Consider the following 14,715-nt stretch of genomic DNA (forward strand, 5'->3'; position numbering starts at 1 on the left):
GAACGGGAGAGGAGAGGTTTACTTGTCGTCGGCGTTGCGCTCGAGTCGTGCCTGGGTCTCTTCCGGGGTTTCGACGATGACTTCGGGCATGTCCGACAGGGAGGTGCTCTCGGACTCATCGGCGCTGTCGACCTCGACATCATCCGAGACGGCCTCGTCCTCGACGATGCGGAGGATTGCCTGGCTGTGCACCTCGATGACCGTTCCGGGAGCGATCTCGATGTGCGCAGGGCGGTCGAGGTTCTCGGCGTCGTATTCGACGATCGTGCCGTAGATGCCGCCCTGCAGCAGGACCTTTGCACCGGGCACGGACTTCGTGGCCTTCTCCTCCTGCTCGGCCTTCAGCTGCTTCTGACGCTTGCGCGTGTTGACGAACATGAAGACCAGCAGAACGGCGAGGAGGCCGAAGAGAACGAATTCCATGGGCATGGCGGAGAGCCTTTCGGTATGCACGCCGACAGCGCCAGCGCAATGGGGATTCAGGTGAAGTCTTCAGCGATTATAGGTCATCTGCCGATGCGGCAGCCTCGGGGTGACGCAGCCCGAGGTGCGTGTACGCCTCGGGCATCGCGACGCGCCCGCGGGGCGTGCGGCCGAGGAAACCGATGCGGACGAGGTAGGGCTCGACGACGCTCTCGACGGTCTCTGCTTCCTCCCCGACGGCGACCGCGAGGGTGCTGAGCCCGACCGGTCCGCCGCGGAAGCGACGTACCAGGGTGTCGAGCACAGCGCGGTCGAGTCGGTCGAGGCCGATCGGATCCACATCGTAGAGCTCGAGTGCAGCGTTCACCTCGGAGACGGAGGTCGTTCCTCGTTCTCCGTGCACGAGCGCGTAGTCGCGGACGCGGCGCAGCAGACGGTTGGCGATTCGCGGGGTTCCGCGGGAGCGGCGGGCGATCTCGCTGAGAGCATCCGTCGGGAGCGTCACACCGAGCACGCCGGCAGAGCGGGAGATCACGTGCTCCAGGTCGCTGTCCTCGTAGAACTCGAGGTGACCGGTGAAGCCGAACCGATCGCGCAGCGGGTTCGGCAGCAGACCGGATCTCGTTGTGGCTCCGACGAGAGTGAACGGGGCGAGATCCAGAGGGATGCTGGTTGCGCCGGCGCCCTTGCCGACCATGATGTCGATGCGGAAGTCCTCCATCGCGAGATAGAGCATCTCCTCCGCGGAGCGCGCCATCCGATGGATCTCGTCGATGAAGAGAACGTCGCCCGGGAGCAGGCTCGACAGAAGGGCTGCGAGATCACCCGCATGCTGGATGGCCGGGCCGCTGGACAGGCGAAGTGGGCGCTCGCTCTCATGCGCGACGATCATCGCGAGCGTCGTCTTGCCGAGTCCGGGAGGGCCAGCGAGGAGAATGTGGTCGGGCGGACGATTCTGGATGCGCGCCGCGTCGAGAAGCAGCTGCAGCTGGCCGCGCACCTTCGGCTGGCCGACGAATTCACCGAGGCTACTCGGGCGCAGGGCTCCTTCGATGGCGAGTTCTGCCTCATCGATGGGTTCGGAGGCATCGCGCAGCTCATCCACGGGCGGAACCACCCTTCGCGGGACCGAGGGATGCGAGGGTCTGGCGCAGCAGAACCGGCACCGAGGCGCGGTCCTCGTCGTTTGCGACCTCGATCGTCTGCTCGGCGGCCTCGGCCGCGACCTTCTCGGACCACCCGAGCCCGATGAGAGCAGCGGTCAGTTGGGTGATGACCATGTCGGCTCCGGAAGCCGGGCGCCCGCTGCCGGGAGTCGGCTCCGGCAGCTTGCCCGCCAACTGTACGACGATGAGCTTCGCGGTCTTCGGACCGATTCCGGAGACGCGGCGGAACGGCGCATCGTCGTCATCCGTCACGGCGGCGGCGATCTGATCGACGGTGAGATGACCGAGAACGCCGAGGGCGGACTTCGGGCCGACTCCCGTGACGCTGAGCAGAATCGTGAAGACCTCGAGCTCTGCGGCATCCGTGAATCCGTACAGCGTCATCGCATCTTCGCGCACGATCAGGCTCGTGTGCAGACGCAGCTCGCCGTCGACGGGCGCCGTGCGGGCGACATCCGCGGGCACGAAGACGAAGAATCCGACGCCGCCGACCTCGATGACGACGTGATCGGCGCCGGAGGACAGCACGGTGCCGCGCAGGGAGGAGATCATGCTCTCATCCTATGCGCGTCATCGTACGTATGTTCGAGCGACACGCTCCGCGTCTGCCCAGGCCCGCTGCGCCGGAGTCAGAGCATTCGTGCCGTCCGGTGCTGCCGCACCGCGACGCCAGGCATGGCACAGTGCTATCGCGAGTGCATCGGCGGCGTCGGCCGGCTGCGGAGGGGCGTCCAGGCGCAGGATGCGGGCGATCATGGCCTGCACCTGCTTCTTGTCCGCCGACCCGTATCCGGTGACCGCAGCCTTGACCTCGCTCGGTGTGTGCGTCGCGGCCGGGAGCCGCGCTTCGGCCGCGATCAGCAGGGCGACACCGCTGGCTTGGGCGGTGCCCATGACCGTGCTCGTGTTGTGCTGAGCGAAGACGCGCTCGACGGCGACAGCATCGGGCCGGTGCTCCGCGAGAACGGCCCGGATGCCCGCGGCGACCCCTGCGAGACGTTCGCCGATCGGGGCGTCGACGGGTGTGCGAACCACACCGACATGAACGAGCGTTCCGCGCCGGGCGCGATCGACGTCGACGATCCCGATGCCGCATCGGGTCAGGCCCGGATCGATGCCGAGCACGCGCAGAGAAGAAGCCGCCACTCCCCCAGGCTATGCGCCCGGCGGAGCGGCGGCTTCGACGACACTCGGTGCGCGCGTGCTTACTCGTCTTCCTCGAGCTCGGCCTGCACCTCGGGAGTGAGGTCGAAGTTGCTGAAGACGTTCTGCACGTCCTCGCTGTCTTCCAGCGCGTCGATGAGGCGGAAGATCTTGCGCGCCGTGTCGGCGTCGATCTCGACCTTGAGGTTCGGGACGAACTCGATGTCGGCCGAGTCGTACTCGATGCCGGCATCGACGAGAGCCGAACGGACCGGAACCAGGTCGGTGGCCTCGGTGATCACCTGGAAGCCCTCGCCGTGCGCCTCGATCTCTTCTGCGCCAGCCTCGAGCGCCGCCATCATGACGTCGTCCTCGGTCGTGCCCTCGCCGCCCACGACGACGACGCCCTTGCGGCTGAAGTTGTAGGCGACGCTGCCCGGATCGGCAAGCGTCCCGCCGTTGCGGCTGAGGGCGGTGCGCACCTCGGCCGCCGCACGGTTCTTGTTGTCGGTCAGACACTCGATCATGAGTGCGACACCGTTGGGGCCGTAGCCTTCGTACATGATCGAGGTGTACTCGACAGCTTCGCCGCCGATTCCCGCACCGCGCTTGATCGCGCGGTCGATGTTGTCCTTGGGGACGGAGGTCTTCTTAGCCTTGAGGACGGCGTCGTAAAGCGTCGGGTTGCCGGCCAGATCAGCGCCGCCGAGCTTCGCTGCGACCTCGATGTTCTTGATGAGCTTCGCCCACGACTTGGCACGGCGCGAGTCGATGACGGCCTTCTTGTGCTTCGTCGTGGCCCATTTGGAATGCCCTGCCATGTCTGTCTCCCGATCGTCTCGCGCTTTTTGCGCGGTTCAGTCTACGCGCATCGCTGCGTCGTCCAGTCTAGGAGATTGCGGTGACGCCGTTGGTCTACGGGGTTCGGAGCGCCCGATCATCCCTCCAGGCTGGTGCGGCCCGACCGGGCGCGCGCCGCATCCACGATGGCGTTCGCCGGCAGTCGCACCGGGGCGTCCGTCACAGCATCCGGATTCCACGTGTCCCATCCCTCGTCGAGCGGCCACGCGCCTGAGGCGATGACCTCCCGCGTCGCGTGATCGGCCAGGGTGCGCACGGCCTCCGCCTGCGCGGAGGTGAACCGTCCCTGGTCGACCGCTGCCGCGAGCTCGTCGGCGTCCTTCAGCCAGACGTCCTCGCTTCCGGGGTGCTCCGCCTCGATCCACAGGTCCAGCACGAGATCTCGTGAGTAGATGCTGGGTGACGTGCCCCCGATTCGCCGGTGCGGCAGTTCGAGATTCACATACACCCCGGCGGGCGTCCCATCGGGCGCCCGGAAGAACCAGATCGACCAGGGCTTGCCCGTCGGCGCGACGCGCAGGACGCCCTGCCCCCTCCAGGTGGTCTCGCGCATCACCCACGGGATGCTGAATCGCTCGTGGACCGGGACGTCCCGTGTGCGGCGACCATCGGCGGGCGCGGACTCCAAGCGCTCGGATCCCGCCGGGATCCAGATCACCAGGCCGCGCTCATCGTCTCTGACCACGCGGACGGCCTCGACATGTCGCGAGTACTGCCACAGGATCGTCTCGCCCGGTGTGAACCGCGGGGCGAACGGGGCGCCGGAGGGCACGACGTCCCGCGATCCGGAGATGGGACGCCCCTCCTCGCCGGCGTTCTGCTCGAGCAGGGCGATCGCCTCGTCGACCGAGACGCTCTCGGAGGAGATCCGCGCCCATCCGTCCCCGCGTCTCCCGATGAGCTCCATGGTCCCACCGCTTGCGCTGACGTCCCGGGTTCCGATCGGCGATCTCATCCCGCCACGCTATCGGCTCCGCGCTCGGTACTGCGCCGCGTCGGTGATCAATCGTTCGTGGAAGCGATGTTCGCCGGAGATTTCCGGGTGGAAAGCCAGCCCGACGATGCTCCCCTGCACGACGGCGACCGCGCGCCCGTCGTCGAGCATCGCGATGGTGCCGGCGCGAGGCCCGACCGACTCGATCACCGGACCGCGGATGAATGCCGCGTCGACCGGGCGTTCATCGAATCCCGCGACATCCAGCGCCGCCTCGAAAGACTCTGCCTGTCGACCAAAGGCATTCCTGCGGACGACCACGTCGAGCCCGCCGATAGTCTCCTGACCGTCGACGCCGTCTGCGACGGCATCCGCCAGCATGATGAGGCCCGCGCATGTGCCGAGCACCGGCATCCCGTCCGCGATCGCGGCGCGGATCGGATGCTGCATCCCGAACTGCCGGGACAGCTTGTCGATGACCGTCGATTCACCGCCCGGGATGACGAGCCCATCCACCTGCACGAGATCTTCGGGGCGGCGGACCCGGATCGTCTCGGCGCCGAGGGCCGACAGCATCCGCTCGTGCTCGCGGACGTCCCCCTGGAGCGCGAGCACGCCGATCATCGTCATGCGTTCCGCTCCGCGGAGGTTGTTGCACGCTGCGGAGGCTTCGGGTCGGAAAGTCCGCCACGTGCAACATCGTCCGCCGTGCGCAACGCCGGCCGCGCCGCGATCACCGCCGGGACTGCGCCCGGCCCGCGCATCGGATGCTTGGCGCAGCGGGGCGACGCCACGGCGCGCATCCCCGGTCCGCCGCAGACCTCGCAGAGGGATGCCGTGCGCTCCTGCGCCTCATGGGCCAACCGGCGCGCCCGCGCGCTCACGACGGGGAACTCGGCCAGGTACCGCAGGCGCCCGGCCTTCTGCCACACGCCGTGGTTGATCTCGTAGTCGCCGACGAGGGCGACGAGCTCGCGGTGCAGGGCGTTCACCACCGGCATCCACCCCACCGGCAGGCGCCACGAGGCATCCGGGGCGAGTGGGATGCGCGCGTCCGCCGTCGCTTGGTCGTCACGGTTCGCGTTGCACACGGCGGAAACTGTTGCAGACAGCGGAGGTCGCGTGCAAAAAAGTCCGCCAGGCGCAACAACGTCCGCTGTGCGCAACGCCGCGGGAGTGCGTCGCGCGATACGGATGCCGTCACCACCCGCGTTCGGACAGGCGATGCGGAGCAGGCAGGTCGGAGACGTTGATGCCGACCATCGCCTCGCCCAGACCGCGCGACACCTCGGCGATCACGGCAGGATCGTCGAAGAACGTCGTCGCCTTCACGATCGCGGCCGCGCGGGCGGCGGGGTCACCGGATTTGAAGATGCCGGATCCGACGAAGACTCCGTCTGCTCCGAGCTGCATCATCATGGCGGCATCCGCCGGCGTCGCGACACCGCCGGCGACGAACAGCACGACCGGCAACTCCCCCGTCTCGGCGATCTCGGCGACGAGGTCGTACGGTGCCTGCAGCTCCTTGGCGGCGACGTACAGCTCGTCCTTCGACAGCGCGCCGAGCGCGGCGATGTCACCGCGGATCTTCCGGATGTGCTTCATCGCCTCGGAGACGTCGCCGGTGCCGGCCTCTCCCTTGGACCGGATCATCGCCGCACCCTCGTTGATGCGCCGCAGCGCCTCGCCGAGGTTCGTCGCACCGCATACGAACGGCACCGTGAATCCGTGCTTGTCGATGTGATTGACGTAGTCGGCCGGCGAGAGCACCTCGGACTCGTCGATGTAGTCGACGCCGAGCTCCTGCAGAACCTGGGCCTCGACGAAGTGGCCGATGCGCGCCTTCGCCATGACGGGAATCGAGACCGAGGAGATGATGGCGTCGATCATGTCGGGATCGCTCATGCGCGAGACGCCGCCCTGTGCACGGATATCGGCGGGGACGCGTTCGAGGGCCATGACGGCGACGGCTCCGGCTTCCTCGGCGATCTTCGCCTGTTCGGCGGTGACGACATCCATGATGACGCCGCCCTTGAGCATCTCGGCGAGACCGCGCTTGACCCGCGGTGAACCGGTGACGGAGGGGACTTCAGAAACCATGAGCGAACCTTTCGAGCATCCAGAACTTCATTTGACCTAGGCCAGAACATAGCACTGTCCCGGACAGGTCTAGAATCTGTTTCGAGAGGTGACATGAACGACGACATCACAGGCGAGACGGCATCGGAGATCGCCGCGAGCGTCCGCGCACTGCATGAGCGCGGGGTGCTCGTGCCGGGAGCGACGCTGCCGCCCGTGCGTGAACTCGCCGCCTCGCTCGGCGTGAACCGCAACACAGCCGTCGCCGCGTACCGCCAGCTCTCCCAAGCGGGAATCGTCGTCAGCCGGGGTCGCGCCGGAACGACGATCGCCGAGCAATCGCCGGTAGCGCAGGAGGGCTACACGCCCGACACCGTGCTACGCGACGTCGGCACCGGAAACCCCGATCCGCGGCGCATCCCGGACCCGTCCCGCGCCCTCGCCGGTGTCGTCGGGCGTCCGGTGCTCTACGGCGAACCCGTCATCGATCCCGGCCTCGAAGCGTGGGCACGGTCATGGGTGTCCCCCGACCTCGCGGCCGATGACTTCCGCATCACCGTCACCAGCGGCGCGGTCGACGCCGTCGAGCGCCTGCTCGCCCAAGCTCTCATGCGCGACGACGCGGTAGCACTCGAGGACCCCTGCTTCCTCGGCAGCATCCACACCGTGCGCCTCGGCGGATACCGACCGGTTCCCGTGCCCGTGGATGACGAGGGCATGACCGTCGCAGGGCTCCGTGCCGCACTCGACGCCGGCGTTCGCGCGATCATCTGCACGCCGCGCGCCCAGAACCCGACCGGTGTCGCGCTGTCCCCCGCTCGAGCGGCGGAACTACGGGCCCTCCTCATCGAGCACCCGTATGTGCTCATCATCGAGGACGACCACTTCTCCCTGCTCTCCGCGAAACCGTACGAGAGCATCATCGGTCCGGGGCACCGCCGCTATGCGCTCCTGCGATCGGTGTCGAAGTTCCTCGGGCCCGACATGTGCCTGGCGATCGCCGCGACCGACCCGGAGACCGCCGACCGCCTCGGCATGCGCCTGAGCCCCGGCACGACCTGGGTCAGCCACCTGCTTCAGCGTCTCGCCCTCGGCCTTCTCGAAGACCCCGCGGCGCAGACCGAGATCGCCGCCGCGGGTGCTCACTACGCGGCACGCAACGCGGCATTCGCCGATATGCTCCGCGAGCGGGGCATCGCGGTGGCGGGCTCCGAGGGCATGAGCCTGTGGGTCGAGTTGCCGGTCGAGGCGCGCATCGCTTCGGAGCACCTCATGCGTCGCGGTTGGCTCGTGCGCACCGGCGATGGTTTCTCGCTGACGGCGGGCGAGCGCCCCTCCAACCATGTGCGCCTCACGGTGCACGACCTCTCCGGCGATGACGCCGAGCAGTTGGCCTCCGATATCGCGGCGGCCGTCCGATGATGCGCACGATGATGCGCCCGAGCAGTGAGAAGAGCACCGCATGAAGATTCTGTCGATCCAGTCCGCCGTCGCCTACGGCCACGTCGGCAATTCCGCCGCGGTGTTCCCCCTGCAGCGGATCGGCGTCGACGTCCTGCCGGTGAACACGGTGAACTTCTCGAACCACACCGGCTACGGGTCGTGGGGTGGTCCTCTCATCGCCCCGGATGATGTGCGCGCGGTGATCTCCGGCGTCGAGGACCGTGGGGTGTTCGGGCAGATCGACGCCATTCTCTCGGGGTATCAGGGCGGTGAGGGCATCGGCGAGGTGATCATCGACGCTGTCAGTCGGGTGAAGGCGGCGAATCCCGATGCGCTGTACACATGCGACCCGGTGATGGGCAATGCGAAATCCGGATGCTTCGTGGCCCCGGCCATCCCGGAGCTGCTGCGTGAACGCGTCGTCCCCGTCGCCGACATCATCACGCCGAACCAGTTCGAACTCGGTTTCTTGACGGAAACCTCCCCCGATTCCCTGGAATCGACGCTTGCCTCTGTGGATGCCGCATTCGCGATGGGGCCGCGGATCGCACTCGTGACGAGCGTCGAACGCCCGGATCGTGACGAAGGAACGATCGAGATGCTCGCCGTGGATCAGGCGGGAGCCTGGCTGGTCACGACTCCGTACCTGCCGTTCAAGGCAAACGGCTCGGGCGACGTCACCGCGGCGCTGTTCACCGCCCACTATGTCGCGACGGGGAGCGCGAAGGATGCTCTGGAGCGCACAGCATCCAGCGTCTTCGACCTGCTGAAGCTCACCCTCGAATCCGGGGAGCGCGAGCTCCAGCTCATCGAGGCGCAGGAGTTCTACGCGAACCCCCGTCTGCAGTTCACCGCACGTCAGGTGCGCTGAGCGGACGTCAGAGCGTCGTGGCGTCCGCCGGCCAGGCGTTCGCCACGGCCTCGCGCACTTCGCCGAGCAACTGCGGCAGGGCCTTCGTCTTGGCGATGATCGGGAAGAAGTTCGCGTCCGAACGCCAGCGGGGCACGATGTGCTGGTGCAGGTGCGCGTCCACACCCGCACCGGCGACCGCGCCCTGGTTCATGCCGAGGTTGAACCCGTCGCAGTTCGAGACCTCGCGGAGCACCCGCATGCCGATCTGCGTGAGCTCGCCGATCTCGGCGACCTCCTCGGGCGTGGCCTGATCGTAGGTCGCGATGTGCCGGTACGGGCACACCAGCAGGTGGCCAGAGTTGTACGGGAAGAGGTTCAGTAGAACATAGGCGGTGCGTCCGCGCGCGACGACGAGGCGCTGCTCATCGGGGTGCTTCGGCGCCTCGCAGAACGGGCACTCCTCATGGTGCGGTTCGGGTCCCGCCTGGATGTACGCCATCCGGTGCGGGGTCCACAGCCGCTGGAACTCGTCGGGGACGCCGGCGAGATGCGCGGCATCCTCGGGCGCCCCCGACCAGGTCATACGAGGTCCTCGGCCTTGAGCACGAGGGCGTGGGAAGCGATCGCCTGACGGATGCGGGCGATCGCATCCGCGACCGGCACGCCGTTCTCCTGCGTGCCATCGCGGAAGCGGAACGACACGGTACCCGCTTCCTTGTCCTGCTCGCCGGCGATGAGGATCAGCGGCACCTTGTGCGTGGTGTGGTTGCGGATCTTCTTCTGCATGCGGTCGTCGGAGTGATCGACCTCTGCGCGAACGTCGTTCTGGCGCAGCTTGGCGATGATGCCGTCGAGGTACTCGCCGTACTGCTCGGCGACGGGAACGCCCACCACCTGAACGGGGGCGAGCCACACCGGGAAGTCACCGGCGTAGTGCTCGAGCAGGATCGCGAAGAAGCGCTCGACCGAGCCGAGCAGAGCACGGTGGATCATCACCGGACGGTGCTTCTGCCCGTCGGGACCGGTGTACTCGAGCTCGAAGCGCTCGGGCTGGTTGAAGTCGAGCTGGATAGTCGACATCTGCCAGGTTCGGCCGATCGCGTCGCGCGCCTGCACCGAGATCTTCGGACCGTAGAAGGCCGCGCCGCCGGGATCGGCGACGAGTTCGAGACCGGATGACACGGCCACCTCGCGCAGCGTGTCGATCGCGGTGGACCACTGCTCGGGCTCGCCGAGGAACTTGGGGTTGCCCTCTTCGTTCGTGGACAGCTCGAGGTAGAAGTCGTTCAGGCCATAGTCGCGCAGCAGGTCCAGAACCAGGTTGAGGTTCGTCTCGAGCTCCTGCTTGACCTGGTCCTGGGCGACGTAGATGTGGGCATCGTCCTGGGTCAGGCCGCGCACACGGGTGAGGCCCTGCAGCGTGCCGCTCTTCTCGTAGCGGTAAACGGTCCCGAACTCCGCCAGACGCAGCGGGAGCTCACGGTAGGAGCGGCCGCGCGAGCGGAAGATGAGGTTGTGGAACGGGCAGTTCATGGGCTTCAGGTAGTAGTCCTGGCCCTGCTTGGTGATGTTGCCGTCTTCGTCGGTGACCTCGTCGAGGTGCATCGGGGGGAACATGCCGTCGGAGTACGTCTGCAGGTGCCCCGACGTCATGAAGAGATCCTTCTTCGTGATATGCGGCGAGTTGACGACGTCGTACCCGTTGCGCAGCAGGTGCCGGCGCAGATTTTCCTCGATCTCGTAGCGGATGATGCCGCCCTTCGGGTGGAACACCGCCAGTCCCGAACCGATCTCATCGGGGAACGAGAAGAGGTCCATCTCGACGCCGAGCTTGCGGTGGTCGCGGCGCTCGGCCTCGGCGATGCGCTCCTTGTACGCCTTCAGCTCGTCCTTCGAGGGCCACGCCGTGCCGTAGATCCGCTGCAGCTGGGGGTTCTTCTCGCTGCCGCGCCAGTAGGCGGCGGCCATGCGCGTGAGGTCCCAGCCGTTGCCGATCATGCGGGTGCTGGGCAGGTGCGGTCCGCGGCAGAGGTCCTTCCAGACGACTTCGCCGTCCTTGGAGACGTTGTCGTAGATCGTCAGCTCGCCGGCACCGACCTCGACGGATGCTCCTTCTGCGGCATCCGCGCCGGACCCGGGTCCGCCGGCGAGCTCGATGAGCTCGAGTTTGAAGGGCTCGTTCGCCATCTCGGCACGGGCTTCTTCTTCGGTGACGACGCGCCTCGTGAAGCGCTGGCCCTCGCGGATGATGCGCTGCATCTCCTTGTTGATGGCCTTGAGATCTTCGGGCGTGAACGGGGTGTCGACGCCGAAGTCGTAGTAGAACCCATCAGTGACGGGCGGGCCGATACCGAGGTTCGCCTGCGGGTTGATGCGCTGCACGGCCTGCGCGAGGACGTGGGCGGCGGAGTGGCGAAGAATGGAGAGGCCGTCTTCGCTGTCGATCGTGACCGGCTCGACAGTCTCGGATCCCGTCAGGGGTGCTGCGAGATCCTTCAGCTCGCCGTCGACGCGCATGGCGACGACGGATCGGTCGGTGAACAGGGCGAAGCCGTCTTTCGGCTGGGCGTTTTCAGGCACAGATCACTCCACTAGGTCTGGGTTCCAGATTACTCGCCTGTGCGGGCGTCCACCGACAACGTCATCTGTGCGCGGAGACGAAGTCCTCACTGGCCCGGATGATGCGCCGCACCGACATCGCCGCGGCGTACGCGTGACCGATCGCATCGCCGGGCGATGACGATGCGTTCATCGTCGTCATCGCGTGCTGCAGGGCTCTTTCCGCAACGCCGAGTTTGCCCGCCGCGCGCTCGTCATCGGCGGGCGCCCCGACGAGGGCGCTGGCGGCGCGCACGGACGCGGAGAGGGCCTCCCGCACGTCTGCTGTCGGAACTCGGTCCTCCTCGATCGCCGAAAGCATTCCGTCGGAGAGATCTGAGACGGCGCGGGTCGTAGCATCGAGCGCATGCATCCGAGAGCCGACCATGTCGCGCTCCGCGCGGCGGCGTCGTGCACGGGGATTCCCCCGGCTGCTGTCCTCGGCCTCCTTGACGTTGATGGCCACCTCATCACGACGCCACGGCAAGCGCCTGGTCGCGTTGCGGAGTGCCTCGGCATCCGGTGGGGTGCGGTTGATGGCATCCGCGACCTCGTCCAGCGCTGTGGAGACCTCATCGCGCAATGCGGACAGTCGCAGATCGGCTCGACGAATGTGCAGCGGAGGAATAATCAGAAGGTTGACGGCGACCCCGATCACGATTCCGAACGCGGTGGTCACCAGATACGACAACGAGAATTCATCCGCGTTCGCCCCGCCCAGCAGCAGCACGAAGACCCCTGCGATCGGGACCCACTCCTGCCCGGCACCGAGCGCCGGGATGCCGCCGAGGAGGATTCCCGCGGCGATGACCAGGGCGATGGCGATGATCGCCGGAAGGCCGCTGAACACCAACCCGAGGGCTCCCAGCCCCAGCGCGACTCCTGTTCCGAGGCCGACCAGGGTCTGGGCGCCGGCCCGTGCCGATGCAGCGACCGTGGCGTGCATGCTGATGATCACACCCAGCGGGGCGTAATAGGAGTACTCGTCCTGCGCGAGCGGGATGAGCGGGGCGGTGTACCAGGCCAGGGCTGCTGCTGCCGCGGCCTTGGCTGCGAGGATCAGCCGATCTGCGCGCGCGATCTCTCTGCCACCGTGCAGGAGAGGCAACCGCCCCGTCAGGGCAGATCCTCGATGTCCACAGCCGACGGGCGATTCTCGCCGTCGTCTTCAGGGGAATCGTCGTCGGGCTCGTTGCCAACCTGTTGACTCTTCTGTGACGTTCATGTCGGGGTCCGTCCCGACGACGGTTGGGCGGCCCTCCTCCGGGCGGTCGGATCGAGCGGCGGCGGTCATCATCGACCTCTCTTTCAATGATGGGGAAGCACACATGTTCGTCGACGAAGAAGGATGGGTCACACCCATTGACAAAACGACAGAACCCCCGGCATTAGCCGGGGGTTCTGGATGTGTGCGCGATACTGGGATCGAACCAGTGACCTCTTCCGTGTCAGGGAAGCGCGCTACCGCTGCGCCAATCGCGCCCAATGGGCTGTTCAGTTTTTCGAGAGCGGATGACGAGATTCGAACTCGCGACCCTCACCTTGGCAAGGTGATGCGCTACCACTGCGCTACATCCGCATGCGTCCCAGGGGGACTTTCTTACTTTAGCCGATCTTGTCGAGACAAGAAAACCTCTGGCGAACAGAGGTTCTCGGCTGTGCGCGATACTGGGATCGAACCAGTGACCTCTTCCGTGTCAGGGAAGCGCGCTACCGCTGCGCCAATCGCGCCCGTTGGGCTATTCAGTTGTGGGCGAGGTGGCGACGGGATTCGAACCCGTGTAAACGGCTTTGCAGGCCGGTGCCTAGCCTCTCGGCCACGCCACCGCGAGGTGGAAGTTCGACTCCACATGCTGAAACCCCCTGCACGGGGGCTCCTGCACTCGAGCGGATGACGAGATTCGAACTCGCGACCCTCACCTTGGCAAGGTGATGCGCTACCACTGCGCTACATCCGCGTTATTCCCTGCTTGCCTTCCGGCTCGCTGGGCACTTATGAAACATTAGCCCACGATCCCCCGTCTGCAAAACCCGGGACTGATCTCGCGCGTGTCCTCCGAAATGGTCAGCAGCACCCGAAAGCGTCCGGTAATATCGTTACTCGAACCCCGGTTCCCGGGGCGATTGGCGCAGTTGGTAGCGCGCTTCCTTCACACGGAAGAGGTCATCGGTTCGAGTCCGGTATCGCCCACCACATGGAGAGGCCTTCTGTCGCTTGGCAGGAGGCCTCTTCGCTGCCGTCATAGCGCCGCCTCGCTCTCATCGTCGCGCACCCCCGGCGCACCCCCGCTGCCGTTCAGCAGCGCTAGCCCAGCGGCGTCGGCCTGGTCACCGAGCCAGTGAGAGTATCTAGCTGTCATCTGTATCGAGGCATGCCCGCACCACTTGCTCACGGTCGTCAAGTCCACATTCCGCGCCAAACACAGCGTTACGTACGTATGGCGCAGATCGTGTACGCGGCGACCGTTAGACGCCTCCCCGTAGCCCGACGAACGCAAGAACTGCGAACGCCACAGTTGCCCGCCACGCTCCCCCGTGAGAAGGAGATCATCCGGGCGTTTCAGGCGCATAAGTTCCCGCACGATCAGCCAAGCAGGTTCAGGTAGAGGCACACGCCTCGCTCTGCGCCCTTTCGTGCTCTTGACAGGCTCGCCCTCAGACCGGCTCCGCGCGACCCGCAGCGACGGCGTAGGCAATTCAGACACGTCTTTCACGCGGAGTTCGCGGGCTTCCCCCCCAGCGGACGCCCGTCCAGGCCAACACCGTGACCAGATCGGCGCAATGCGCGCAGCGAGCGTAAACCTTATCTACCACCGCCGACAGATCGGCCTCAGACAGCGGGCGCATCTCAGAAGGTGGCCCGAGTAGAGCAGGCAATCGCGATGGTGTCACGGCGTTCTGTGCCGCGCGCCCCTCAGCGATGCACCACGCGAAGAACGCCGACAACGAACCGCGATACCGCTTCATCGAACCGTCCGACTGCCCATGTTGACGCAGGTAGATGTACCACCGTTCGACGTCAACCGGTAGCACCGAAGCGACGGCGCGAGCACCGAGCGACGGTGACATGAGCCGGATCAACTGTCCGTCCGTCGCCGCCGCTTGGGGCGTCACCGTGGCGCGACGATGCTCCAGCCAGGTCAAGTCCCGAGTAGTGGTGTAGCGCTGTCCTTCGGTGTTGATGGTTAGGCGCTGAGTTCGAGGACGGGCTGTTC

15 protein-coding genes, 6 tRNA genes and 1 pseudogene are annotated in these 14,715 nt (G+C 66.7%); 3 read left to right on the forward strand and 19 right to left on the reverse strand.

Features of this window, described 5'->3' with window-relative positions; all coding sequences use genetic code 11:
• Positions 1-18: 18 nt before the first annotated feature.
• The 9 genes from ACWAUG_RS08305 to pdxS all read right to left on the reverse strand — a co-directional run bounded on the left by ACWAUG_RS08305 (position 19) and on the right by pdxS (position 6,627).
• On the reverse strand, positions 19-429 hold the full coding sequence (locus tag ACWAUG_RS08305; RefSeq protein ID WP_298036315.1) for a preprotein translocase subunit YajC: 411 nt from the start codon (positions 427-429) through the stop codon (positions 19-21).
• A gap of 70 nt (positions 430-499) precedes the next feature.
• On the reverse strand, positions 500-1,528 hold the full coding sequence (gene ruvB / locus ACWAUG_RS08310) for a Holliday junction branch migration DNA helicase RuvB (protein WP_298036317.1): 1,029 nt from the start codon (positions 1,526-1,528) through the stop codon (positions 500-502).
• A complete protein-coding gene (gene ruvA / locus ACWAUG_RS08315; RefSeq protein ID WP_460802133.1) occupies positions 1,521-2,141 on the reverse strand; it encodes a Holliday junction branch migration protein RuvA in 621 nt (206 codons plus the stop codon). Before ruvA ends, ruvB begins: the two co-directional genes overlap by 8 nt.
• Before the next feature lie 18 nt (positions 2,142-2,159).
• Complete coding sequence (gene ruvC / locus ACWAUG_RS08320; RefSeq protein WP_460802134.1) at positions 2,160-2,735, reverse strand: crossover junction endodeoxyribonuclease RuvC; 576 nt, start codon at positions 2,733-2,735, stop codon at positions 2,160-2,162.
• 59 nt (positions 2,736-2,794) lie between these two features.
• The gene (locus ACWAUG_RS08325; protein ID WP_298036325.1) at positions 2,795-3,553 is read right to left on the reverse strand and encodes a YebC/PmpR family DNA-binding transcriptional regulator; all 759 of its coding nucleotides are present in this window, start codon (positions 3,551-3,553) and stop codon (positions 2,795-2,797) included.
• A gap of 116 nt (positions 3,554-3,669) precedes the next feature.
• Entirely contained in the window at positions 3,670-4,548 is an 879-nt protein-coding gene (locus tag ACWAUG_RS08330) for a DUF402 domain-containing protein (RefSeq protein ID WP_460802135.1), read from the reverse strand.
• Between the two features lie 9 nt (positions 4,549-4,557).
• Positions 4,558-5,157 (reverse strand): pyridoxal 5'-phosphate synthase glutaminase subunit PdxT, encoded by a 600-nt coding sequence (gene pdxT / locus ACWAUG_RS08335; protein ID WP_298036330.1) that lies wholly within the window; start codon positions 5,155-5,157, stop codon positions 4,558-4,560.
• On the reverse strand, positions 5,154-5,618 hold the full coding sequence (locus ACWAUG_RS08340; protein WP_460802136.1) for a hypothetical protein: 465 nt from the start codon (positions 5,616-5,618) through the stop codon (positions 5,154-5,156). Before ACWAUG_RS08340 ends, pdxT begins: the two co-directional genes overlap by 4 nt.
• Before the next feature lie 109 nt (positions 5,619-5,727).
• Positions 5,728-6,627, reverse strand: coding sequence for a pyridoxal 5'-phosphate synthase lyase subunit PdxS (gene pdxS / locus ACWAUG_RS08345; RefSeq protein ID WP_298036336.1), 900 nt, complete (start codon positions 6,625-6,627; stop codon positions 5,728-5,730).
• A gap of 93 nt (positions 6,628-6,720) precedes the next feature.
• On the opposite strand from pdxS, the gene ACWAUG_RS08350 reads away from it, so the two are divergent.
• Together ACWAUG_RS08350 and pdxY are read left to right on the forward strand one after the other, a co-directional pair.
• The gene (locus tag ACWAUG_RS08350; protein ID WP_298036339.1) at positions 6,721-8,028 is read left to right on the forward strand and encodes an aminotransferase class I/II-fold pyridoxal phosphate-dependent enzyme; all 1,308 of its coding nucleotides are present in this window, start codon (positions 6,721-6,723) and stop codon (positions 8,026-8,028) included.
• 40 nt (positions 8,029-8,068) lie between these two features.
• Complete coding sequence (gene pdxY / locus ACWAUG_RS08355; RefSeq protein WP_298036341.1) at positions 8,069-8,920, forward strand: pyridoxal kinase PdxY; 852 nt, start codon at positions 8,069-8,071, stop codon at positions 8,918-8,920.
• 7 nt (positions 8,921-8,927) lie between these two features.
• On the opposite strand, the gene ACWAUG_RS08360 is transcribed toward pdxY, so the two are convergent.
• From ACWAUG_RS08360 to ACWAUG_RS08395, 8 genes are all read right to left on the reverse strand, one after another.
• Positions 8,928-9,485 carry an HIT family protein gene (locus ACWAUG_RS08360; RefSeq protein ID WP_298036344.1) on the reverse strand — a complete coding sequence of 186 codons (558 nt, stop codon included), beginning with the start codon at positions 9,483-9,485 and terminating at the stop codon, positions 8,928-8,930.
• A complete protein-coding gene (gene thrS, locus ACWAUG_RS08365) occupies positions 9,482-11,419 on the reverse strand; it encodes a threonine--tRNA ligase (RefSeq protein WP_460802139.1) in 1,938 nt (645 codons plus the stop codon). The genes ACWAUG_RS08360 and thrS overlap by 4 nt, the downstream gene beginning before the upstream one ends.
• Before the next feature lie 124 nt (positions 11,420-11,543).
• Positions 11,544-12,608, reverse strand: coding sequence for an aromatic acid exporter family protein (locus tag ACWAUG_RS08370; protein ID WP_298036346.1), 1,065 nt, complete (start codon positions 12,606-12,608; stop codon positions 11,544-11,546).
• A gap of 302 nt (positions 12,609-12,910) precedes the next feature.
• Positions 12,911-12,982: transfer RNA gene (locus tag ACWAUG_RS08375), tRNA-Val, on the reverse strand.
• A 25-nt stretch (positions 12,983-13,007) separates the two neighbouring features.
• Positions 13,008-13,079: transfer RNA gene (locus tag ACWAUG_RS08380), tRNA-Gly, on the reverse strand.
• Between the two features lie 80 nt (positions 13,080-13,159).
• A tRNA-Val gene (locus ACWAUG_RS08385) sits at positions 13,160-13,231 on the reverse strand.
• Between the two features lie 25 nt (positions 13,232-13,256).
• Positions 13,257-13,327 (reverse strand) — tRNA-Cys (locus ACWAUG_RS08390).
• A 59-nt stretch (positions 13,328-13,386) separates the two neighbouring features.
• Positions 13,387-13,458: transfer RNA gene (locus ACWAUG_RS08395), tRNA-Gly, on the reverse strand.
• A 160-nt stretch (positions 13,459-13,618) separates the two neighbouring features.
• Between ACWAUG_RS08395 and ACWAUG_RS08400 the strand changes: the two genes are divergently transcribed.
• A tRNA-Val gene (locus tag ACWAUG_RS08400) sits at positions 13,619-13,694 on the forward strand.
• A 46-nt stretch (positions 13,695-13,740) separates the two neighbouring features.
• On the opposite strand, the gene ACWAUG_RS08405 is transcribed toward ACWAUG_RS08400, so the two are convergent.
• Both ACWAUG_RS08405 and ACWAUG_RS08410 read right to left on the reverse strand, forming a co-directional pair.
• Complete coding sequence (locus tag ACWAUG_RS08405) at positions 13,741-14,214, reverse strand: tyrosine-type recombinase/integrase (protein WP_460802137.1); 474 nt, start codon at positions 14,212-14,214, stop codon at positions 13,741-13,743.
• Positions 14,198-14,715: pseudogene (locus tag ACWAUG_RS08410) on the reverse strand (hypothetical protein); the annotation flags it as partial. The gene ACWAUG_RS08405 and the pseudogene ACWAUG_RS08410, both read right to left, overlap by 17 nt.

Source organism: Microbacterium sp. GXF6406 (assembly GCF_054798215.1).

Bases quoted from the DNA above. Each gene is read 5' to 3' on its own strand.
- ACWAUG_RS08350 (WP_298036339.1), top strand. From the start codon at position 6,721: ATGAACGACGACATCACAGGCGAGACGGCATCGGAGATCGCCGCGAGC.
- pdxY (WP_298036341.1), top strand. From the start codon at position 8,069: ATGAAGATTCTGTCGATCCAGTCCGCCGTCGCCTACGGCCACGTCGGC.
- pdxS (WP_298036336.1), bottom strand. From the start codon at position 6,627: ATGGTTTCTGAAGTCCCCTCCGTCACCGGTTCACCGCGGGTCAAGCGC.
- thrS (WP_460802139.1), bottom strand. From the start codon at position 11,419: ATGCGCGTCGACGGCGAGCTGAAGGATCTCGCAGCACCCCTGACGGGA.
- ACWAUG_RS08305 (WP_298036315.1), bottom strand. From the start codon at position 429: ATGCCCATGGAATTCGTTCTCTTCGGCCTCCTCGCCGTTCTGCTGGTC.
- ACWAUG_RS08325 (WP_298036325.1), bottom strand. From the start codon at position 3,553: ATGGCAGGGCATTCCAAATGGGCCACGACGAAGCACAAGAAGGCCGTC.
- ruvA (WP_460802133.1), bottom strand. From the start codon at position 2,141: ATGATCTCCTCCCTGCGCGGCACCGTGCTGTCCTCCGGCGCCGATCAC.
- ACWAUG_RS08360 (WP_298036344.1), bottom strand. From the start codon at position 9,485: ATGACCTGGTCGGGGGCGCCCGAGGATGCCGCGCATCTCGCCGGCGTC.
- ACWAUG_RS08330 (WP_460802135.1), bottom strand. From the start codon at position 4,548: ATGAGATCGCCGATCGGAACCCGGGACGTCAGCGCAAGCGGTGGGACC.
- pdxT (WP_298036330.1), bottom strand. From the start codon at position 5,157: ATGACGATGATCGGCGTGCTCGCGCTCCAGGGGGACGTCCGCGAGCAC.